The organism is Oleisolibacter albus (assembly GCF_003336875.1).
In the GTDB taxonomy this organism is placed as follows: Bacteria; Pseudomonadota; Alphaproteobacteria; order Azospirillales; family Azospirillaceae; genus Niveispirillum; species Niveispirillum album.
Map to the genome: position 1 here is coordinate 98,466 of NZ_QGNJ01000005.1, position 21,279 is coordinate 119,744.

The 21,279-nt window shown below is 68.3% G+C and carries 21 protein-coding genes; 12 read left to right on the top strand and 9 right to left on the bottom strand.

The window, feature by feature from the left end; translation table 11 throughout:
- Nucleotides 1-42: 42 nt before the first annotated feature.
- The 4 genes from DK368_RS08720 to DK368_RS08735 form a co-directional block, all read right to left on the bottom strand.
- The gene (locus tag DK368_RS08720; RefSeq protein WP_114393557.1) at nt 43-1,221 is read right to left on the bottom strand and encodes a PQQ-dependent sugar dehydrogenase; all 1,179 of its coding nucleotides are present in this window, start codon (nt 1,219-1,221) and stop codon (nt 43-45) included.
- A gap of 72 nt (nt 1,222-1,293) precedes the next feature.
- Nucleotides 1,294-1,941, bottom strand: a complete 648-nt coding sequence (locus DK368_RS22275; RefSeq protein WP_114393558.1) for a CatB-related O-acetyltransferase — start codon at nt 1,939-1,941, stop codon at nt 1,294-1,296.
- 20 nt (nt 1,942-1,961) lie between these two features.
- Entirely contained in the window at nt 1,962-2,429 is a 468-nt protein-coding gene (locus DK368_RS08730; RefSeq protein WP_114393559.1) for a GNAT family N-acetyltransferase, read from the bottom strand.
- A 47-nt stretch (nt 2,430-2,476) separates the two neighbouring features.
- Nucleotides 2,477-4,345 (bottom strand): ABC transporter ATP-binding protein, encoded by a 1,869-nt coding sequence (locus DK368_RS08735; protein WP_162305941.1) that lies wholly within the window; start codon nt 4,343-4,345, stop codon nt 2,477-2,479.
- A gap of 305 nt (nt 4,346-4,650) precedes the next feature.
- On the opposite strand from DK368_RS08735, the gene DK368_RS08740 reads away from it, so the two are divergent.
- The 3 genes from DK368_RS08740 (at nt 4,651) to DK368_RS08750 (ending at nt 7,091) form a co-directional block, all read left to right on the top strand.
- Nucleotides 4,651-5,529 carry a hypothetical protein gene (locus DK368_RS08740; RefSeq protein WP_205028113.1) on the top strand — a complete coding sequence of 293 codons (879 nt, stop codon included), beginning with the start codon at nt 4,651-4,653 and terminating at the stop codon, nt 5,527-5,529.
- Complete coding sequence (locus tag DK368_RS08745; RefSeq protein WP_114393561.1) at nt 5,526-6,257, top strand: metallophosphoesterase family protein; 732 nt, start codon at nt 5,526-5,528, stop codon at nt 6,255-6,257. The genes DK368_RS08740 and DK368_RS08745 overlap by 4 nt, the downstream gene beginning before the upstream one ends.
- Nucleotides 6,258-6,416: 159 nt before the next feature.
- Nucleotides 6,417-7,091, top strand: a complete 675-nt coding sequence (locus DK368_RS08750) for a hypothetical protein (RefSeq protein ID WP_114393562.1) — start codon at nt 6,417-6,419, stop codon at nt 7,089-7,091.
- Between the two features lie 160 nt (nt 7,092-7,251).
- Here the strand turns inward: DK368_RS08750 and gatA are convergent, their stop codons facing one another.
- Nucleotides 7,252-8,733, bottom strand: a complete 1,482-nt coding sequence (gatA, locus tag DK368_RS08755; protein WP_114393563.1) for an Asp-tRNA(Asn)/Glu-tRNA(Gln) amidotransferase subunit GatA — start codon at nt 8,731-8,733, stop codon at nt 7,252-7,254.
- Nucleotides 8,733-9,020: an Asp-tRNA(Asn)/Glu-tRNA(Gln) amidotransferase subunit GatC gene (gene gatC / locus DK368_RS08760; protein WP_114393564.1), complete on the bottom strand. Its 288-nt coding sequence runs from the start codon at nt 9,018-9,020 to the stop codon at nt 8,733-8,735. The genes gatA and gatC overlap by 1 nt, the downstream gene beginning before the upstream one ends.
- Before the next feature lie 114 nt (nt 9,021-9,134).
- On the opposite strand from gatC, the gene ruvX reads away from it, so the two are divergent.
- The 3 genes from ruvX to DK368_RS21340 all read left to right on the top strand — a co-directional run bounded on the left by ruvX (nt 9,135) and on the right by DK368_RS21340 (nt 10,926).
- On the top strand, nt 9,135-9,689 hold the full coding sequence (gene ruvX / locus DK368_RS08765) for a Holliday junction resolvase RuvX (protein ID WP_114393565.1): 555 nt from the start codon (nt 9,135-9,137) through the stop codon (nt 9,687-9,689).
- Nucleotides 9,690-9,698: 9 nt separating this feature from the next.
- The gene (locus DK368_RS08770) at nt 9,699-10,619 is read left to right on the top strand and encodes an AEC family transporter (protein ID WP_114393566.1); all 921 of its coding nucleotides are present in this window, start codon (nt 9,699-9,701) and stop codon (nt 10,617-10,619) included.
- Between the two features lie 157 nt (nt 10,620-10,776).
- On the top strand, nt 10,777-10,926 hold the full coding sequence (locus DK368_RS21340) for a hypothetical protein (RefSeq protein ID WP_155524525.1): 150 nt from the start codon (nt 10,777-10,779) through the stop codon (nt 10,924-10,926).
- 235 nt (nt 10,927-11,161) lie between these two features.
- Here the strand turns inward: DK368_RS21340 and DK368_RS08775 are convergent, their stop codons facing one another.
- Entirely contained in the window at nt 11,162-11,554 is a 393-nt protein-coding gene (locus tag DK368_RS08775; RefSeq protein WP_240002409.1) for a hypothetical protein, read from the bottom strand.
- Nucleotides 11,555-11,738: 184 nt separating this feature from the next.
- On the opposite strand from DK368_RS08775, the gene DK368_RS08780 reads away from it, so the two are divergent.
- Nucleotides 11,739-12,611 carry a dienelactone hydrolase family protein gene (locus tag DK368_RS08780; protein WP_114393568.1) on the top strand — a complete coding sequence of 291 codons (873 nt, stop codon included), beginning with the start codon at nt 11,739-11,741 and terminating at the stop codon, nt 12,609-12,611.
- A 99-nt stretch (nt 12,612-12,710) separates the two neighbouring features.
- On the opposite strand, the gene DK368_RS08785 is transcribed toward DK368_RS08780, so the two are convergent.
- Nucleotides 12,711-13,304 carry a DUF4142 domain-containing protein gene (locus DK368_RS08785; RefSeq protein ID WP_162305942.1) on the bottom strand — a complete coding sequence of 198 codons (594 nt, stop codon included), beginning with the start codon at nt 13,302-13,304 and terminating at the stop codon, nt 12,711-12,713.
- A gap of 152 nt (nt 13,305-13,456) precedes the next feature.
- On the opposite strand from DK368_RS08785, the gene DK368_RS08790 reads away from it, so the two are divergent.
- From DK368_RS08790 to plsY, 3 genes are read left to right on the top strand one after another with little or no spacing between them, the layout of a single operon-like run.
- Nucleotides 13,457-14,452, top strand: coding sequence for an aspartate carbamoyltransferase catalytic subunit (locus DK368_RS08790; RefSeq protein WP_240002410.1), 996 nt, complete (start codon nt 13,457-13,459; stop codon nt 14,450-14,452).
- A 10-nt stretch (nt 14,453-14,462) separates the two neighbouring features.
- A complete protein-coding gene (pyrC, locus tag DK368_RS08795) occupies nt 14,463-15,758 on the top strand; it encodes a dihydroorotase (RefSeq protein WP_114393570.1) in 1,296 nt (431 codons plus the stop codon).
- A 12-nt stretch (nt 15,759-15,770) separates the two neighbouring features.
- Nucleotides 15,771-16,373 (top strand): glycerol-3-phosphate 1-O-acyltransferase PlsY, encoded by a 603-nt coding sequence (gene plsY / locus DK368_RS08800; protein WP_114393571.1) that lies wholly within the window; start codon nt 15,771-15,773, stop codon nt 16,371-16,373.
- Between the two features lie 69 nt (nt 16,374-16,442).
- Here plsY and DK368_RS08805 read toward each other — a convergent pair whose 3' ends face one another.
- Nucleotides 16,443-17,081 (bottom strand): lysozyme family protein, encoded by a 639-nt coding sequence (locus DK368_RS08805; protein ID WP_114393572.1) that lies wholly within the window; start codon nt 17,079-17,081, stop codon nt 16,443-16,445.
- Between the two features lie 120 nt (nt 17,082-17,201).
- Here DK368_RS08805 and dprA point away from each other — a divergent pair, with 120 nt between their 5' ends.
- Together dprA and topA are read left to right on the top strand one after the other, a co-directional pair.
- Complete coding sequence (dprA, locus tag DK368_RS08810; protein WP_114393750.1) at nt 17,202-18,323, top strand: DNA-processing protein DprA; 1,122 nt, start codon at nt 17,202-17,204, stop codon at nt 18,321-18,323.
- Between the two features lie 54 nt (nt 18,324-18,377).
- Nucleotides 18,378-21,104, top strand: coding sequence for a type I DNA topoisomerase (gene topA, locus DK368_RS08815; RefSeq protein ID WP_114393573.1), 2,727 nt, complete (start codon nt 18,378-18,380; stop codon nt 21,102-21,104).
- The last annotated feature ends 175 nt before the right edge of the window (nt 21,105-21,279 follow it).

Genomic DNA, 21,279 nt, shown 5'->3' on the forward strand with positions numbered 1-21,279 from the left:
AGGCCCGAGGCGGAGCCGGGCCGGGCCGGGCCTGGGCGGCTGTCAGCGCCGCTCGATTCTCACCAGCTTTCCCCCGGGGGCGGCATCATCCACCAGGGCGTAGAGCCGGCCGTCGGGCGCGGTGGCCACGGCGCGGGTGCGGCCCAGCTCCTGCTCCAGCAGGCGCTCGGCAGCGATGGGGCGTCCCCCCTCCAGGTCGATGCGGGCGATGCCGCCGGCCAGCAGTGCGACGACGATGTCGCCGCGCCAGAAGGGCAGCGCCGCCCCCTCATAGACCGTCATGCCGGCCACGGCCAGCGACGGCACCCAATAGAGTTCCGGCTGGGCCATGCCCTCCTTCTCCGTGCCCTCGCCGATCCGCAAGCCAAGACCGTAGGTCTTGCCATAGGTGATGACCGGCCAGCCATAATTGACCCCCGGCCTGATGATGTTCAGTTCGTCGCCGCCCTGGGGACCATGCTCGGTCTCCCACAGCACCCCGGTTTCGGGATGGCGCACCAGCCCCTGGGGATTGCGGACGCCGTAGGCCCAGATCTCCGGCAGGGCATCGCTGCGGCCGGCAAAGGGATTGTCGGCGGGAATGCTGCCATCATCGTTGAGGCGGAAGATCTTGCCCGACCCGTCCAGCAGATCCTGGGCCCGGTCCTGTCCGCCGCGCTCGCCGATGCCGAAATAGAGTTTACCATCGGGGCCGAAGGCGAAGCGGCTGCCGAAATGATGGCGGCTGGCGACGATGGTGCCGCGGTAGAGCACCTGCATGTCGGTGAAGCGGTCGCCCTGGTCCTTGAACCGGGCGATGACGGTGCGGTTGCCGCTGGCGGCATCGCGCGGCTTGCGCGCGGCGTCCTGGCCAGCGTCCGCCTTCTCGGCCCAGGACAGATAAACCCAGCGGTTGGCGGCATAGTCGGGGTGCAGGGCCACGTCCAGCAGACCGCCCTGCCCCATCTCCACAATCTCCGGCAGGCCCTGGATCGGCTCGGGACGCAGGGTTCCGTCCTTGACCACGCGCAGCTTGCCCGTGCGCTCCGTCACCAGGATGCGACCGTCCGGCAGGAAGGCCATGCCCCAGGGATGGTCCAGCCCCTCCACCAGGGTGGTGGCCTTGACGGCATGCCGGGCCTTGGGCGCCGGCAGGGTCTCGAACTCGGGCGGGGCAGCGAGCGCCGGGGCGGCCAGGGCGGTGCTCAGGAACAAGGCCGTCAGGCCGGCGCGGCGGGTCATGCTCTAACTCTCCCGGTTCATTCTTGCCCGGCAGAGATAAGGGGTCCTGTGCCCGCGGGAAAGGGGTGGGCCCTACGCGCCGGGGGCGAAACCGGCCAGGGCGTCCAGGTCGCCGGTCATGATCGCGGGGATGGCGCGGGTGATCCGCTCCACCTCCCAGTCCCACCAGCGCAGCTCAAGCAGCCGCGCAACCATCGCCTCGGGAAAGCGCATCTTGACCACCCGGGCCGGGTTGCCCGCCACGACGGCATAGGGCGGCACGTCCGCCGTGACCACGGACCGGGCGGCGACGATGGACCCGTCGCCGATCCTCACCCCCGGCATGACCAGCGCCTCATACCCGATCCAGACGTCATTCCCCACCACTGTGTCACCCTTGTGAGGAAAGCTGATCTGGTCCAACGGCACGCTGTCCCAGCCCTGGCCGAAGATGTTGAAGGGATAGGTGGATACCCCACCCTGGGCGTGGTTTGCCCCGTTCATGATGAACCTGGTGCCCCAGGCGATGGCGCAGAACCTCCCGATCACCAGTCGGTCGCCGGTGAAGTCGAAATGGTACAGGATGTTGTCGCGGAACCGCTCCGGTCCCCCGGGGTCGTCGTAGTAGCTGTAGTCACCCACCTCCACGTTGGACACGCCCGCCAGCAGCGGCTTCAGGAAGCCGACGCGGGGGTGGCCCTTCATGGGATGCGGGTCCATGGGGTTCGGACCGAACGGCATGGCTGCCCTCCCCTCGATACTCAGGCCGCCAGGGCCTGACCCGTCCGCCGCCACATGGTGACGTGGGGGATGCCGCCGTCGCTGTAGGGGTCGCCCTCGCGCACGAAGCCGAAATCACCGTAGAAATCTTCAAGGTGGATCTGGGCGCTGAGGCGGACATCCTGGCGCGGATGGTGGATCGACAGCCAACGCAGCCCCTCCGTCACCAGCCGGCGGCCCAGACCGGTGCCGCGCGCCTCCGGCGCCACGACGATGCGGCCGAGGAAGGCCGGCTCGGCGCCGACAGGACCGCAGGCGCGGGCGCAGCCGATCAGCGCCCCGCCCGGCCGGTCGCGCACCAGCAGATGCCAGCAGGCGGCGTCCTTGCCGTCCAGGTCCATATAGGGGCTGGCCTGCTCGACGATGAAGACGCGCTGACGGAAGGCCAGCAGCTCATAGAGCTGGTGGAGCGGCAGCTCTTCGAAACTTGTCCAACGCAGATGCATCATGGTCTCCGTCCCCCCCCGGCGGCAGCCGATCGGCGCCACCCCTCCTTTTACTCCGCCGCGGCCAGGAACCCGCCGCTCTGCCGGTGCCAAAGGGCGGCATAGCGACCGCCCAGCGCCAGCAGATCGGGATGGCTGCCCTGCTCCACCACCTGACCGCCCTCCAGATAGAGGATGCGGTCCATGCCGGTGATGGTGGAGAGCCGGTGGGCGATGGCGATCACCGTCCGTCCCTCCATCAGCGTCCACAGCGCCTCCTGGATCAGATGCTCGGACTCGCTGTCGAGCGCCGAGGTGGCCTCATCCAGCACCAGAATCTTGGCATCTTTGAGAAGCGCCCGCGCGATGGCCACGCGCTGACGCTCCCCGCCCGACAGCTTGATCCCCTGCTCACCGACGATGGTGCCGTAGCCCGTGGGCCGGCGCAGGATGAAATCGTGGGCATGGGCCTGCCGGGCCGCCTGCTCCACCTCCGCCTGGGTCGCCTGCAGCCGGCCATAGGCGATATTGTCGCCGACGCTGCGGTGGAAGACACCCGGTTGTTGCGGCACCTCGGCGATGGCGGCGTTGAGGCTGTCCAGCGTCACCCGGGCGACATCCTGCCCATCGATCACGATCGAACCGCCCTGCGGGTCGTACTGCCGGCGCAGCAACTTGACCAGGGTCGATTTGCCGGCACCGGAGCGGCCGACCAGCCCCACCTTCTCCCCCGGCCGGATGGACAGCGTCAGCCCGTTGAACACGCGGGTCCCGTCGGGAAAGGCGAAGCGCAGGTCGCGGATCTCGATCCCGCCCTGGGCCACGGCCAGGGGCCTGGCATCCGGCGCATCCACGATCTCATGCGGGGCCGAGACCAGCTCCAGCGCCTCCGACAATGTCCCCAGCTCCTCGAAGAAGTTCAGCAACCGGTCGGACAATTGCCAGACCGTGTTGGAGATCTGGAAGGCCAGGGTGAAGACCAGGGTGAATTCACCCACACTCATCTGCCCGGCCAGGGTGCGGCCGATGGCGATCCAGACCAGCACGGCCAGCAGCCCGATGATGCTGGCCATCTGGAACAGGCGCATCAGCACCAGGAACCAGCGCAGCCGGCGCGAGCGGAAGCGTTCGGCATTGAGCCAATGGCCGAGAAAAGTGCGCTCATAGGCCGTGCGGGCGAAACCGCGGATCAGATCGGCATTGGTGATGGCGTCGATGATGCGGCCCGACGAGGTGGACACGGCATCCGACATGGCCTCCGACAGGCGGAAGCAATGCCGGGCCAGCCAACCCGACACGGCCACATAGACCAGCATCCACAGGCCCAGCACCACGGAAAAGGTCGGCGCCGCCGTCCACAGCAGACAGAGCGCCACCAGGATCAGGACGACGACGCGGATGACGTCGAACATCAGGATCTCGATCACGCTGAGGATGGCGTTGGCCCCCTGCTTGATCTTCTGGCCCAGCTTGCCGGAGAAATTGTCCTGGAAATAGCGCGGGCTGTGCCCCATCAGCCAGCCGAACATGCGCTTCTGCGCCAGCGCCCGGATGGAGGGCGAGGTGTAGATGTCCACGATCTGATACAGCCGGTACATGCCGATGCTGCCGAACCAGATGGCCAGCAGCAGCCCGAACCAGACCGTCAGCCCCAGCCCCTGCTGCGGCTGGCCCCCGGTCGCCGCCGTCAGCGCATCCACCACCGCCTTCAGCGCATAGGGCTCGAACGCCTCGATACCCTGGCCCAGCACCACGGCCAGCACCATGAGTGTCAGCCGGCCGGCGAATTTCTCGCGGATCAGCCCCCACATGAAGGCGAAGGGCTGGCGCGGCAACGGCCGCACCGGCTCCGCATCCTCCCAGGCGAAGGCGCGGTCCTGGTCCTCCAGGCTGTCGATGCGGACGGTGCGCATGGCACCGCGCAGAAGGCTGCTGAACATGGGGGTAGGCTCCGGGCAGGCATTCATCCGGACAGCAACGACAGCCCTTCCCGCGGGAAGGGCTGTCGCCGATGTTCACGGTATATTCTTATCGGATGCCGCCGCCAAGGCGGCAAATGCATCCGATGTCGGAATAGATGATCTTGCCGTGCTGTTCTGTCAATTGAGAAATGCCGGACCCGGTGTGGCGCACCGACGGCGCGACCCCGCCGACTGGACCAGCGGCCGAGCGGCGGGCCGGGCGGGAACCCCCGGCCCGCCGCGATGTTGCTGCTGGGCAGTATGAGACAGCCCACCGGACTCCCGTGGACCAAGCGCCCCCGCCCACCCCTCCTCCCATCCCGGTCAGCATCGGGTCCGCCCGGCTGCTGGAGGGTGTGCCACCGCCGCAATCCGATCTGGCGCCGCCCGATGCCGACCGCTTCTATGCCGAATCGCTGCGGCTGCTGACCGAGAGCGGCTATCCCTTCCTGGTGGCCGGCACCTTTGCCGTGAACTGCTATACCGGCATCAACCGGGCGACCAAGGATCTGGACATCTTCTGCAAGGCCGGGGATTTCCCGCGGATCCTGCTGCATTTCCGCCAGCGCGGCTTCGAGACCGAGATCGAGGATGAGCGCTGGATCGCCAAGGTCCGGCGCGGCGACTGTTTCTTCGACGTCATCTTCAGCTCCGCCGCGGCGGTGGTGCCCATCACCGACAGCTGGTTCCAGGAGGACCATCCCGCCACCTATTACGGGGTCTCGGTGCAGCTGACGCCGCCGACGGAGATGATCTGGTCCAAGGCGCTGCTGCAACTGCGCCACCGCTATGACGGCGCCGACGTGGCCCATCTGATCCTGAAACAGTCGGACCGCATCGACTGGACACGGCTGCTGAACCATATGGAGCAGTATTGGGAGGTGCTGCTGATGCACATCCTGAACTTCCGCTTCATCTACCCGTCGGAGCGGGAGAACGTGCCGCGCTGGCTTTATGACGAGCTGCTGCAGCGCGCCCGCGACCATGCCGACCTGCCGATCCCCCAGACGCGGATCTGCCGTGGCCGGCTGTTCAGCCCCAGCGACTATGAGGTGGACGTCACCCGCTGGGGCTTCGCCGACCTGATCGGCCCGGCCAAGCCGGCCGCCGACGCCGGGGAAGCCGATGCGGGAAAGGCCGGTGTCGAGGAGGACAGCCCATGACCGACCAGACCGCGTCCGCCCCGCTGCGCGTGGCCGCCATCGGCGACGTGCACGCCGCCCCCAGCCACAGGGGCCAGTGGAAGGAGGCCTTCGCCCAGGCCTCGGGCGAAGCCGATGTGCTCTGTCTTTGCGGGGATCTGACCAACATCGGCACGGCCGCGGAGGCGGAGGCCCTGGCCGAGGATCTGCGCGCCTGCTCGATCCCGGTCCTGGCGGTACTGGGCAATCATGACCATCAGGGCGGCCATCCGGACGCGGTGCAGGCGGTGCTGGCCCAGGCCGGCGTCCGCTTTCTGGAAAATGAGACGGTGCAGATCGGCGGTGTCGGCTTCGCCGGGGTCAAGGGCTTCGGCGGCGGCTTCGATGGCAAGATGCTGGACGCCTTCGGCGAAGCCGCCATCAAGCAGTTCGTGCAGGAGGCCATCGACGAGGCCCTGCGGCTGGAACATGCCCTGAAGATGCTGGACACCGACCGTATCGTGGTGGTGCTGCACTACGCCCCGATCTGCGAGACGGTGGTGGGCGAGCCGGAGGCGATCTTCCCCTTCCTCGGCTCCTCCCGTCTGGCCGAGACCATCGACCGTTTCGAGACCATCCGGGCCGTGTTCCACGGCCACGCCCACCGCGGCACCTATGGCGGCCAGACCCGGCGCGGCATTCCCGTCTACAATGTGGCCGCCCAGATCGAGAAGCCCGGCGGGCGGCCCTATGCCCTGGTCGAGGTGTAAGGGCCGGGATGCGCGACGGCTCGCTGCGCGGAGTTCTTTTCTGACACGGTGGAGCATAGACGAACGACATCCCTCAGCCGAACCGCCGACTTGCTCGAGCGCGCAATTTTGGGGTAGTTCACTGCCGTATTCTGTGCTTGGCCCGAGATGGGAAAATCGATGTTGTTCCGACATGTATTTCTCTTGAGTTTGGCCCTGCTAAGCGCCTGTAGTTCGGCAGCCCCAAAGACCGCGAAGGTCGATGAGACATCCGCCGAAGCCGCGGTGGTGCTGGAGGTCGACTACTACTTGCACCGGCTTGCCAGAGGTGTAACTCCCACGCTGGGACGTTTCGACGTTGCCGGATCGCGGTTCGACGGCAATCCGTTATCGGCGACCGTGGAGATGGGCGAACCCATATTGTCCGGGTCAGGCAAGACCTATGCCGTGGCCCTGGTGGAGCCCGGGATCTATGCTCTGCAACAACTCAAGGTTAAAAAGCAGTGGGCGGCCTGTTACGACGGTGGCAGCGTGGCATTCGAGGTGAAGCCAGGCACAGTCACCTATCTCGGACTGCTTGACCCGTTGCCGAGCTTCGACGCCATCATAAGAAAAACTCCGCAGGAACTTCGGCTGGGGCAGGTGGGTATCGCCTTCGGCGAGCGCGCGCCCCTGAAGCTGCCCACAGAGGTCGGTGAGTGGCAAGCCCCGCTGGCCGCGTTCCTGACGGCCAACTTCCCCAACATCACGGCGGTACCGCAGCCCGCGACGACCGTGCCAGTGACGTTCAGGCCGGGCCGGACGTTGGACATGACCTTGAAAGTCTGCCACGGCTTCTATGAGGAGAATGAGTGACGGTCGCCGGGGGCTGGGAGAGGCGTTTTTCGGATGCCCGCTGCCGCCCCTTGGCAGGACGGCTTTCACGAGGCGCCCGGGTCAAGCCCGGGCTGACCTCCGGATATTGGCATCGGCGGGGTAGTGTCGGGCCTTGCTTGCTCTCGGCCCGACCTACGGCTCACCCCGCATAGGGCGGCAGAGGCTGCGGGCCGGCGGCCTTTTCCATGACCTCCGCCACCTTCAGCACCGTGCCCTCGTCGAAGGGACGGCCCAGGATCTGCAGACCCAGCGGCAGCCCGTCGCTGCCCAGGCCGGCGGGGACGGAGATGCCGGGAATGCCGGCCAGGCTCGCCGGCACCGTGAACACGTCGTTCAGGTACATGGCGATGGGGTCGTCCTGCTTCTCCCCGATGGCGAAGGCGGTGCTGGGCGCCGTCGGTGTCAGGATGACATCGCACAGCGCGTAGGCCTTCTGGAAATCCTCGGCGATGCGGGCGCGGACCTTCTGCGCCTTCAGGTAATAGGCGTCGTAATAGCCGGCCGACAGCACATAGGTGCCCATGAGGATGCGGCGACGCACCTCGGCGCCGAAACCGGCGGCGCGGGTGTTCTCGTACATCTCCTGCAGGTCCTTGCCCTCGACGCGCTGGCCGAAGCGCACGCCGTCATAGCGGGCCAGGTTGGAGGAGCACTCGGCCGGCGCCACGATGTAGTAGGTCGGCAGGGCGTACTTGGTGTGCGGCAGGCTGATCTCCACCGGCACGGCCCCGGCGGCCTTCAGCCAGTCGATGCCCTGCTGCCACAGCCGCTCGATCTCGGCCGGCATGCCATCGACCCGGTATTCGCGCGGAATGCCGACGCGCAGACCGCGGATGTCGCCGGTCAGGAAGGACTGGTAGTCCGGCACCGGCAGATCGACCGAGGTACTGTCCTTGGCATCGAACCCGGCCATGGACCCCAGCATGATGGCGGCATCGCGCACGGTGCGGGTCATCGGGCCGGCCTGGTCCAGCGAGCTGGCGAAGGCGACGATACCCCAGCGCGAGCAGCGGCCATAGGTCGGCTTCAGACCGACGATGCCGACGAAGCTGGCCGGCTGGCGGATGGAGCCGCCGGTATCGGTGCCGGTGGCGGCGATGGCAAAGCGGCCGGCCACGGACGCGGCGGACCCGCCGGACGAGCCGCCGGGCACCAGCTTGCGGCTGGCACCGGCCGGATCCTTGCCGGACCAGGGGCTGATCACCGGGCCGAAATGGCTGGTGATGTTGGCCGACCCCATGGCGAACTCGTCCAGGTTCAGCTTGCCCAGCATGACGGCGCCGTCACGGAACAGATTGCCGGACACCGTGCTTTCATAGGGCGGAATGAAGCCTTTCAGAATGCGGCTGGCGGCCGTGGTCTGCACACCTTCGGTGCAGAACAGGTCCTTGATGCCCAGCGGCATGCCGTCCAGCGGACGGGCGGTGCCGGCGGCATAGCGGGCATCGGCCTCCTTGGCCTGACGCAGGGCGATCTCCGGCGTCTCGACGATGAAGGCGTTCAGGGGGCGCGCCGCCTCGACCGCGGCCACATAGGCGCCGGTCAGCTCGGTGGCGGTGAAATCCTTCTTGCGCAGGCCGTCCAGGGCCTCCGCCATGGAGAGGTGGGTCAGCTCGGTCATTATTCGACCACCTTGGGCACGGAGAAGAAATGTTCGGCGGCGTCGGTGGCGTTGGCCACGACCGTGTCGGGATAGCCGCCATCGCTGACCACGTCGGCGCGCTGGCGCAGCGTCTGGGCGACGACGCTGGTCATGGGCTGCACACCGCTGGTGTCAACCTCGCTCAGTTGCTCGACCCAGCCGAGGATCTTGTTCAATTCCTGGGCAAGGTGCTCCTGATCTTCCTCGGGCACCTTGATACGGGCGAGATGGGCAATCTTCGCCACGGTGGCCTTGTCGAGCGACATGGTGCTAAGTCTCTCCGTCCTTGGAGCAATCGATCCGGGGGCGCGGTTGGTGCATCATTGCATGCCGGCCGCACCGGTCTCCTATAAAAACGGCACGGAAGCTAGCACCACGCCATGGCGATCCGCAACCTCATGGAACTGAAGGACGTGCTGCCCAAGGGCATGCGCGTCATGGGCCTGGACCTGGGCGAGAAGACCATCGGCCTGTCGGTGGCCGATCCCGACCTGCGGGTCGCCTCCCCCATCGGTACCATCCGCCGCACCAAATTCACCGCCGATGTCACCGAACTGGCCCGCGCCATGAAAGACCGCAATGTGCGCGGGCTGGTGCTGGGGCTGCCGGTCAACATGGACGGCAGCGAGGGGCCGCGCTGCCAGTCGGTGCGCGAATTCGCCCGGCTGGTGCTGCAACGCCCGCAGATCTTCGGCGTCGAGCCGGAGATCGCCTTCTGGGACGAGCGCCTGTCCACCAGCGCCGTGGACCGCATGATGATCGAATGGGACATGACGCGGAAGCGTCGGGACGAGGTGGTGGACAAGATGGCCGCCGCCTACATCCTGCAGGGTGCGCTCGACTTCATCCAGCGCGGCGGCGGCACGCTGCCGCCGGTGGGCGGCGGGCGCTGGACCCCGCCCGATGACGATGACGACAATGATGACGCGGTCTGATCCGGGGCCATGAGCGCCGTCGCCACCGCCCTGGCCCCCATCTTCCTGTTGATTGTCCTGGGCTGGACCCTGCGGCGGCGCCAGACGGTGCCGGACAGTTTCTGGGCACCGGCGGAGACGCTGACCTACTACATCCTGTTCCCCGCTCTGCTGGTGGACAGCACAGCCAGGGCCGATCTGGCCGGGCTGGACATCGCCGGCCTGTGCGGGGCGCTGATCCCGGCCACGCTGCTGGCCACGGGCCTGCTGTTGCTGCTGCACCGGCGGCTGGGCCGCAACGGCCCGGCCTTCACCTCGGTCTATCAGGGGGCCATCCGGGTCAACAGCTATGTGGGGCTGGCAGCCAGTTCCGCCCTGTTCGGGCGCGAGGGCACGGCGGTCATGGCCATCGGCGTCATCGCCATCGTGCCGCTGGTCAATGTGCTGAGTGTTCTGGTGCTGGACCGCTGGGGCAGCGCCGCCGGCCGGGGCGACTGGCGCCGCACCCTGCGGGGTCTGGCCGGGAATCCGCTGATCGTCGGGGTGCTGGTCGGCGCAGGCATGAACGCCGCCGGCCTGCACAGCCTGCCGGTGCTGTCGCCGCTGCTGTCGATCCTGGGCGCCGCCTCGCTGCCGCTGGGGCTGCTGGCCGTGGGGGCCGGGCTGGATTTCGGCGCCGCCCGCGGGGCCGGGCGCGATGTGCTGGCGGCCAGCGTGATCCGGCTGGGTCTGGTGCCGGGGCTGACGGCGCTGCTGGGCGGCTGGCTGGGGCTGGCAGCCCTGCCGCTGGCCGTGGCCGTGCTCTACAACGGCCTGCCCACCTCCGCCTCCTCCTATGTGCTGGCCCGGCTGATGGGGGGCGACCACCGGCTGATGGCCGGGATCATCACCGTACAGACCCTGGCCGCCGCCGCCACCCTGCCCGTCTGGCTGTGGCTGCTGGAGCGGTAGGCGCGGCCGGGCTCCCGCCAGTCCAGCGCCCCGCCCGCCGATTGCCGCCGCCATTCACCTTCCGCGGCAAAATCTTCGGAAAGATACGATGAATATTTGCAGAGATTGGTTGCGGGTATATGTTTATGGCAATTTCCCCTTGAATTGGATAACGGCCATGGCCGCCGACCCTCAAAGCGTTCACCTGCCGCAGGACACCGCAGACACGGAAAAGAAGTCCTGGTCCCCACCGGCCGTCATCGTGCTCCCTGTCATCGGGACGATGGGTGACACGTCAGCGAATAGCGACGGCATTTACATGACCTGAGCATCTCGGGCGCCTCCCTCAGATGGCCGCCGGAGCGCGGGCTTGTGCCGGCGGAAGCCGGCCCATCCACCAGACGTCATGCAGCCCCAGGACTGGCGGGACATCGAGCGGCAGCGGTGCTGTCCGCGTGTTCCGTTCCCGTGCCAACGTCCGTTTGCTTCCTGACGGCGGCACGGGGCCCGCTGCAGCTATGACCGCTCTGTTGATCGACGGTCACCTCACGGGGGCATCGACATCAAATACGCTTGCCCTTGGCCGGCGCCGCCTTGGTCCGGTGATCGGCGACGGTATAGGCATCCCTGGCCTGTTCCGCCTGCTTCAGCCGCTCCATCAGTTGCAGGGCGAAGCGGCCCTTGTCGCCGCGGGCCTGAAGGAACTGCATGACGGCGTCGCGCGCCGCCTCCTTGTCATAGGGCACCATGTCCGGCCCGGCATCGGGCGGTGTCCGGCCTGATCCGCCAACCATCCCGGCCGCCTTGGCCATGGGGGTGGTCTGCGCCGCGGCGGCGGCCTGGGACAGCACATCCGGATCGATGCGCTGGCGGATGGTGCGGATCTGGCGCAGCAGTTCGGTACGGGCATCGGCCGGCATGGTCGGTCCTGCGGTGCGGACGGGTCGAAGGATCATGCGATGCCCGCCCGGCCGACGCAACCTCCGGCGCCCGCCGCCCTGGTGCGGGCCGGCGTCGCCCGCGGCCCGCCGGTACCGGAAAAGCGAGGCGTACCGCCGCCCGCCCTGGCTTTCGCCGACGGCCGGCCCCATATCCGGCATCCCCCTCTTGTCACACATGCCCCAGGAGGTCAGCTGCGCCATGGATACCCTGCCGCCCGATGCCAAAGGGCTTGTGCCCAACCCGACCCTGAGCCGCCGGAGTTTCGCCGTGTCGACCCTCGCCACCGGTTTCGCCCTCGCCACCCTGCCCGTGGGCGCCCAGACCATCACCACCCCCGCCGAGGGCCTGACCGCCGGAGAGGTGAAGATCCCCGTTGCCGACGGAACCCTGCCCGCCTATCGGGCCATGCCGGCCCAGGGCGGCCCCTGCCCCGTGGTGCTGGTGGTGCAGGAGATCTTCGGTGTGCATGAGCACATCAAGGATGTCTGCCGCCGCTTCGCCCGCGCCGGCTATCTGGCCATCGCCCCGGAACTCTATGCCCGCCAGGGCAATCCGGCGGCGCAGAGCGACGTGCAACTTCTGATCAAGGACATCGTCTCCAAGGTGCCGGACGCGCAGGTCCTGTCGGACCTGGACCGGACCGTGGCCTGGGCCGGCGCCAACGGCGGCGATGCCAAGCGGCTGGGCATCACCGGCTTCTGCTGGGGCGGCCGCATCACCTGGCTTTACGCTGCCCACACCCCGGCGCTGAAAGCCGGCGTGGCCTGGTATGGACGGCTGGCCAGCCCGCCGACCGACCTGCAGCCCATGGTCCCGATGGATCTGGCCGGCACGCTGAAGGCCCCGGTGCTGGGCCTGTATGGCGAGGCCGACCAGGGCATTCCGGTCAAGGATGTGGAAGCCATGCGCGCCGCCCTGGCCAAGGCCGGAAAGACCGACAGCGAGATCATCCTCTATCCCGAGGCGCCACACGCCTTCTTCGCCGATTACCGGCCCAGCTACCGTCCGGAACCGGCGGCCGATGGCTGGCAGCGCTGCCTGACCTGGTTCAAGCGCCACGGCGTCGCCTGAACCGGACGGGGCCATGCCGCCCGGCATGGCCCCGTCCCCCGCCGCGCTGGCACACCGGCGCCGACACGGCGACATCAAACCGCTGTCTGCACCGGCGCATTAGCGGGTGGAGGCCGTGGGTTCCAGGTTGGCCTGCAGCCCCTGCGCCATCACCAGATGGTGCTGCAGGATCGGCAACTGCTTCTGCGCCAGCTCATGCAGCGGATCGCGCGGGGACGCCTGTTCCGCCACCTCGGCCTTCAGCGCATCCACCACCAGCTGATGCTCCGTGACATTGACGCCGACATACTGCCGGTCGAAGGCCGCGCCGTTCAGCGTGGCCAGGGTCTTGGCCGCCTGCTCCTGGCGTTCGGCGGGGCGGGCCGGCAGGTCGATGTCATAGCGCCGCGCCAGCTGCTGCAGCTGCTGGTGCGCCACCTCGTGGTCCGTGATCATCTGCTGGGCGTAGGCCTTGACCTCTGGGCTCTGGGCGCGGTCCAGGGCCAGCTTGGCGATCACCGGCTCGGCCAGGTTCGACTGGGCCATCATGCGGACAAGGGTCCGGTCCTGTTCGCTGAAGATGAAGCCCGCCTCGGCCGGGACACCGGCCCCGGCCGGCACCTTGGCATCGGAGCCTCCGGCTCCGGCCGTCTGGGCCATGGCCGCCGGGGCGAAAAGCAGGCAGCCCGCGGCCATCAGGGCAAGAGTGCGCATGATCCGTCTCCGTGATCCGTGAAGGTGAGCCCCCAACAGGCCATGGGCGGGAATGTCCCCTTGCGCACCGTCCCCGCCGGACGCATCCTGCGCCCGCCCGGCCAAGGCAGCGCCCTTGCGCGGGGTTCCCGCCGCCCCCATAGTCCCGGCCCATGATGAACAGCCCCGCCCCCGCCCCGGTGCATCCGCACGACCTCGACGGCCGCGCCGCGGCCCTTCCCCACCGCCACCTGCTGGGAATCGAGGGGCTGACGGCCCCCGAGATCAACCTGATCCTGGATCTGGCCGACGGCTATGTGGAGCAGAATCGGGGCACCCGCCCGAAATCGGACGTGCTGGCCGGCCGCACCGTGGTCAACCTGTTCTTCGAGAACAGCACCCGCACCCGCACCAGCTTCGAGCTGGCCGCCAAGCGGCTGGGCGCCGACGCCATCAACATGTCGGTGGATGGCAGCTCGGTGAAGAAGGGCGAGACGCTGATCGACACGGCGATGACCCTGAACGCCATGCATCTGGATGTGCTGGTGGTGCGGCATCAGGAATCGGGCGCGCCGAAGCTGCTGGCCAGCAAGGTCAACTGCGCCGTCATCAACGCCGGCGACGGGCAGCACGAACATCCGACCCAGGCGCTGCTGGATGCGCTGACCATCCGCCGCCACAAGGGAGCCTTGAAGGGGCTGACCGTGGCCATCTGCGGCGACATCCTGCACAGCCGCGTGGCCCGCTCGAACATCCACCTGCTGAACATCATGGGGGCGCAGGTGCGGGTGGTGGCCCCGCCCACCCTGCTGCCCAGCGCCATCGACCGCATGGGCGTCGAGGTGCACCATGACATGAAGAAGGGGCTGAAGGATGCGGACATCGTCATGATGCTGCGCCTGCAGCTGGAGCGCATGCAGGGCCAGTTCCTGCCCAGCCAGCGCGAATATTTCCACTTCTTCGGCCTGGATTACGACAAGCTGGCCCTGGCCAAGCCCGACGCCCTGATCATGCATCCCGGCCCCATGAACCGCGGGGTGGAGATCGACAGCCTGGTGGCCGACGACATCCACCGCAGCGTGATCCTGCAGCAGGTGGAGTTGGGTGTGGCCGTTCGCATGGCCTGCCTGGATCTGCTGACGCGGCCGGACAGCCGCCCGAACCTTTGAGCCCGCCGCCATGACCCAGCGCACCATCTATACCAACGCCCGCCTGCTGGACCCGGCCAGCGGGCTCGACCAGCACGGCTCCCTGCTGGTGGAGGGCAACCGCATCGCCGAAATGGGGCCGGGCCTGTTTCCCGACGGCGTGCCGGAGAGCATCCAGGCCGTGGATTGCGCCGGCGCCTGCCTGGCGCCCGGTCTGGTGGACCTGCGCGCCCAGATCGGCGAGCCGGGGCTGGAGCACAAGGAGACCATCCCCAGCGCCAGCCGCAGCGCCGCCGCCGGCGGCATCACCGCCCTGGCCGCCCTGCCCAACACCGATCCGGTCATCGATGATGTGGCCGGTCTGGAATTCGTGGCCCGCCGGGCCCGCGAGACCAAGCTGGTGAAGATCTTCGCCTATGCCGCCGCCACGCGCGAGACGGCGGGCCGGGAAATCACCGAAATGGGGCTGCTGGCCGAGGCCGGCGCCGTCGGCTTCACCGACGGCACCAGCGCCCTGGCCGATCCGCTGGTCATGCGGCGGGCCCTGGCCTATGCCAGCACCTTCGGCCGCACCATCTTCCAGCGGCCGGAAGAGCCGCGGCTGGCCAGCGGCAGCATGAATGCCGGCGAGATCGCCACGAGGCTGGGCCTGGGCGGCATTTCCGCCATGGCCGAGATCATCATGCTGGAGCGCGATCTGCGGCTGGTGGAGATGACCGGCGGACGCTACCACGCCAGCGGCATCAGCACCGCGGAATCGGTGGAGGTCATCCGCCGGGCCAAGGCCAAGGGGCTGAAGGTCACCTGCGACACCGCCCCGCCCTATTTCGCCCTGACCGAGGTGGATGTGGGCGATTACCGCACCTTCTTCAAACTGTCGCCGCCGCTGCGCGGTGAAATGGACCGGCGCGCCATCGTCGCCGGTCTGGCCGACGGCACCATCGATGCCGTCACCAGCGACCACCAGCCCGAGGATGTGGACAGCAAGCGCGTCCCCTTCGCCCAGGCGGCCTTCGGCGCCGTGGGGCTGGAGACCCTGCTGCCGCTGACGCTGGATCTGGTGCAGAAGGGCGCGCTGCCGCTGCTGCGGGCACTGGCCGCCGTCACCTGCATCCCCGCCGATATCCTGGGCCTGCGGCATCTGGGCCGGCTGACCAAGGGTGGTCCGGCCGACCTAGTGATCTTCGATCCCGACCGGCCCTGGCGCGTGGATGGTGAAAAGCTGCAGTCGAAGTCCAAGAATACCTGCTTCGACAAGCGGCCGGTGCAGGGGATGGTGCTGCGCACCGTCGTCGATGGCCGCAGCGTCTACGCCCGCACCGAGTAAGGGAGCCCCGGGATGAGCTGGTCCGTTCTGCTGGCCGCCTTCGCCGGCGGCTATCTGCTGGGGTCCATCCCCTTCGGTCTGGTGCTGACGCGGCTGGCCGGTTATGGCGACATCCGCAGCATCGGCTCCGGCAATATCGGTGCCACCAATGTGCTGCGCACCGGCAACAAGCCGCTGGCCCTGGCCACGCTGCTGCTGGACAGCGGCAAGGGCGGCATCGCCACGCTGCTGGCCCTGGCCCTGCTGGGACCGGACGCCGCCATCGCCGCCGCGGCCGGCAGCATGCTGGGACACGCCTTCCCGGTCTGGCTGGGCTTCAAGGGCGGCAAGGGCGTGGCCACGGCGCTGGGCGTGCTGCTGGCCATCGACTGGCCGGTCGGCCTGTGCGCCTGCGGCCTGTGGCTGCTGACAGCCCTGCTGTTCCGCATCAGCAGCCTGTCGGCGCTGGTGGCCCTGGCTCTGGCCCCGGCCTTCGCCTGGTGGTGGAGCGGCCCGGCCGTGGCCGGGCTGGGCGCCTTCATCGCCGTGCTGGTGTTCATCCGGCACAAGGACAATATCCGCCGGTTGCTGGATGGCAGTGAGCCGAAGATCGGCACCAAGAAAAAGGCGGCCTGAAGCCCTTCCGCCGCGATTGCGGCGGAAGGTGCGGCGGAAGGTATTGTCCAAGAGCGGCGCGGGCCGGGCTCAGGCCACGGCGGCGGTGCCGTGCGCCTCCAGCCCCTGCTGGAACATCTCGGCTTCGGCCACACGCCGCTTCTGCAGTCCCGGCAGGCGCGGCCATAGCCGCATCATGGCCCGGAACTGGTCGGGCACCTCCTCCGGCCGGCCGGCCTGGATCAGGCTGCGGATGCGCAGCATCTCCACCCGGTTCGGCCCCGCCAGCGACAGGCCGCGGCTGTAGACGAGGCTGACCAGAGCACCGACACAGAGCGGCGGAAGCCCGGCCGCGCCGGGGAAGGCCGCCAGCACCTGCGCTTCCAGCGCCGGCACCGTCACCTCCCGGAAGACCTGGGTCGCCGCGGTCCAGGGGATCACCACATCGCGCAATTGCCGGGTCAGCCCCTGCAACCGGTAATGTCCCGCCGCATCATCGCCGCGCAGACCGATGGCCGGCACCAGCCGGCCCAGGGTTTCCGGTGTCAGCAGGCCGTTCCAGTCCCGCGTCAGCCGCGGGGCGTCGATCTGGCCCAGATCATACCCGATGCCGATGGTGATGCCGGCGGGGCCACCGTGCCAGGCGGGGCGGCTGGCGAATTCCTCATAGAAGGTACGGCCACCACTCTGCTGCACCAAAATATAGTCAACAGACTGCTCCGGAATCATTGTTTCCTCCCGTCACGTGGGCCTGACGCTATCATGGTCATTAAGCCCAAACCATTGTCATACAACTGAAAAGAGATTTGGGCATTGACCTACCGCACATCTCTGGGCATGCTTCCGTCCATGACCGAGAAATCATGCACACTTTCTCCCGCAGATCGACTCGATTGGCTACGGCTGACCCGGACCGAGAATGTAGGTCCGGTCACCTTCCGCCGCCTGCTGGAGCGCTGCGGCAGTGCCGGCGCCGCCTTGGCGGCACTGCCGGAGCTGGCGCGGAAGGGGGGGCGCAACCAGCCCCTGCGCGTCCCCACCCGGTCCGAGGCCGAACGGGAGATGGAGGGGCTGCGGCACCTGGGCGGAACGTTCGTCTTCGCCGCCGAACCGGACTATCCCGAGGCGCTGGCCAGCCTGGACGATGCGCCGCCGGTCCTGGCCCTGCGCGGACATCCCTCGCTGCTGCGCCGGCCGGCCGTGGCCGTGGTCGGCGCCCGCAATGCCAGCATCGCCGGACGTCGCATGGCCGAACGGCTGGCCATGGATCTGTCCAGCGCCGGCTTCCTGGTGGTGTCCGGCATGGCCCGGGGCATCGACACCGCCGCCCATGGCGGGGCGCTGGAGGCGGGAACCGTGGCCGTGCTGGCTGGCGGAATCGATGTGGTCTATCCCCCGGAAAATGGAGGGTTGTACCGGGAGATCGCCGAGCGCGGACTGCTGGTGGCCGAGTCCCCGCTGGGCACGGAGCCGCAGGCCCGCCATTTTCCCCGACGCAACCGCCTGATTTCCGGCCTGTCGCTGGGCGTGGTGGTGGTGGAGGCGGCACTGAAATCGGGCAGCCTGATCACGGCACGGCTGGCGCTGGATCAGGGGCGCGACGTTTTCGCCGTGCCCGGTTCGCCGGTCGATCCCCGCGCCCAGGGCTGCAACCGTCTGATCAAGGACGGCGCCGTGCTGGTGGAGACGGCCGAGGACGTGGTCGCCGTGCTGCGGCAGGCCACGCTGCGCCCGCTGGCCGAGCGGGAGCGCGACCTTTTCCGTGTGCCCGCCCCGGTCCTTCCCGGCGAGCAGGAGCTTGAACGCGCCCGAGCCCTGGTGGTGGAGAGCCTGTCCCCGACCCCGGTTCTCATTGACGAAGTGGTCCGGGGCTGCCAATTGTCTGCCCCTGTGGTGTTGACCGTGCTGCTGGAACTGGAACTGGCGGGACGGTTGCAGCGCCACCCGGGCGGACAGGTCAGCCTGATCTGATCGGGCCTGTCTGGCACCGCCCGTCCCGTTCGTGTTCAGAAGGCGGATGTCCCCGTGGCTGGCAGCAGTGTCCTCATCGTCGAGTCCCCGGCCAAAGCCAAGACGATCAACAAATATCTGGGTTCCGACTTCACGGTCCTGGCCAGCTTCGGCCATGTCCGCGACCTGCCGCCCAAGGACGGCTCGGTGCGGCCGGAGCAGGATTTCGAGATGGACTGGGAGCTGGGCGACCGCTCCAAGCGCCATATGGACGAAATCGCCAAGGCCGTGCGCCATGCCAGCAAAGTCTATCTGGCCACTGACCCGGATCGCGAAGGGGAAGCCATCGCCTGGCATGTGAAGGAACTGCTGGCCGAACGCCGCCTGCTGGGCAAGGCCGACGTCAAGCGCGTCACCTTCAACGAGATCACCAAGAGCGCGGTCCAGGACGCCATCCGCCATCCGCGCGACGTCAACCAGGAGCTGGTACAGGCCTATCTGGCCCGGCGTGCCCTGGATTATCTGGTGGGCTTCACCCTGTCGCCGGTGCTGTGGCGCAAGCTGCCCGGCTCGAAATCGGCCGGCCGCGTGCAGTCGGTGGCGCTGCGTCTGGTCTGCGAGCGGGAATCGGAGATCGAGAGTTTCCGGCCACAGGAATACTGGACCATCGAGGCCGAGTTCAAAACCCATGACGGCCATACCTTCACCGCCCGCCTGACCCAGCTGGACGGCAAGCGGCTGGAGAAATTCTCGCTGGGCGACAAGGGGGCGGCGGACGCCGCCCTGGAGCGCATCCGTCCCATGCTGTTCCGCGTCGGCCGCGTGGAGCGCAAGGAGGTGCGGCGCAACCCCTTCCCGCCCTTCACCACTTCCACCCTGCAGCAGGAGGCCAGCCGCAAGCTGGGCTTCGGCGCCACCAAGACCATGCGCACGGCGCAGAAGCTGTATGAGGGCGTCGATATCGGCGGTGAGACCGTCGGCGTCATCACCTATATGCGAACCGACGGCGTGTCGCTGAGCCAGGAGGCCATCGATGGCGCCCGCGCCCTGATCGGCGGCACCTGGGGCGACGCCTATGTGCCGGACAAGCCGCGGATCTACAAGACCGCCGCCAAGAACGCCCAGGAGGCCCACGAGGCCATCCGCCCCACCGACATGAGCCGGCGGCCGGACCAGATGGCCCGCTATCTCGACCGGGACGAGCTGCGGCTCTACGAGCTGGTCTGGAAGCGCACCGTGGCCAGCCAGATGGCCAGCGCCATTCTGGACCAGGTGACGGTCGACATCATGAGCAAGGGGGCCGAGGCCGTATTCCGCGCCACCGGCTCCGTCGTCCGCTTCGACGGTTTCCTGAAGGTCTATCAGGAGGACCGGGACGATGACGGCGAGGATGAGGAGCATCGCCGCCTGCCGGCCATGAAGGACGGCGACGACCTGACCCGCGGCGCCCTGAAATCCGACCAGCATTTCACCCAGCCGCCGCCCCGCTACACCGAGGCCAGTCTGGTGAAGCGCATGGAGGAGCTGGGCATCGGCCGCCCCTCCACCTATGCCTCGATCCTGCAGGTGCTGCAGGACCGCGAATATGTGCGGCTGGACAAGCGCCGCTTCGTGCCGGAGGACCGTGGCCGGCTGGTCACCACCTTCCTGGAGAGCTTCTTCCCCCGCTATGTGCAGTACGACTTCACGGCGGATCTCGAAGAGAAGCTGGATGACATCTCCGGCGGGCGCATCTTCTGGAAGGAGGTGCTGCGCGACTTCTGGCTGAACTTCTCCAAGGCCATCGACGGGACCAAGGACCTGACCATCACCCAGGTGCTGAACGCCCTGGACGAGGCCCTGGGGCCGCACTTCTTCCCCGCCGTGACCACGCCCGACGGCAAGGTGGTGGACACCCGCGCCTGCCCCCATTGCGGCAGCGGTCGGCTGGGGCTGAAGCTGGGCAAGACCGGCGCCTTCATCGGCTGTTCGCGCTATCCCGAGTGCAAATATACCCGGCCGCTGGCCGTGGCCGGCGAGGAGGGCGAGCAGGCCGAGGGCGACCGCGAACTGGGCAATGATCCGGAGACGGGCCTGCCGGTGGCGCTCAAGCGCGGACCCTATGGCGTCTATGTTCAGCTGGGCGTTGCCGCCAGCAAGGAGGACAAGCCCAAGCGCGTGTCCCTGCCCCGCGGCATGAACCCGGCCGATGTGGACCTGGAGATCGCGCTGAAGCTGCTGGCCCTGCCCCGCAGCCTGGGGCCGCACCCCGAATCCGGGGAGGAGATCCTGGCCGGCATCGGCCGCTTCGGGCCATACCTCAAGCATGGCGATGCGTACAAGAACCTGCCGCCGGATGATGATGTGCTGACCATCGGCCTCAACCGGGCCGTGGTTCTGCTGGGCAACGCCCCGGCCAAGAAGGCGGTGCAGGGCCGCGAGCTGGGGGCCCACCCCAAGGACGGCAAGCCGGTGAAGGTCGGCTCCGGCCGCTTCGGCCCCTATGTCCAGCACAACAAGCTGTTCGCCAGCATCCCCAAGGCCATGAACGCCGACGAGGTGACGCTGGAGCAGGCGCTGGAGCTGCTGGCCGCCAAGGCGGCCAAGGACACGGCGAAGAAGGGTGGGGGCACGGCGGAGGAACCGGCGGCCGACGCGGCCAAGCCGGCGAAGAAGGCCACGACGCGGAAGACCCCGGCCAAGGCCGCGGATGCCGGCAGCAAGGCGGCGACAGCCAAGACCGGCAAGGCGGCGGCCAAAACAGTGGCGGCCAAGAGCACGACCCCGCGCAAGAGCACCACGAAGGCCAAGACCAGCGCCTGATGTCGGGGGCATGGGGGACCCTCCCCATGCCCCGCAGTCCCCAGCCGGACAAGCGGGATGGCCTCCCGCCTGCGGGACGGCATGACGTGTGGTGGTGTGCGTCGCCGCGCCGCCACCCAGGGTTAGCGCAGGTTTCAAACTGAATTTTACAAGTTCTCCGGCATAGTCGGCGGCG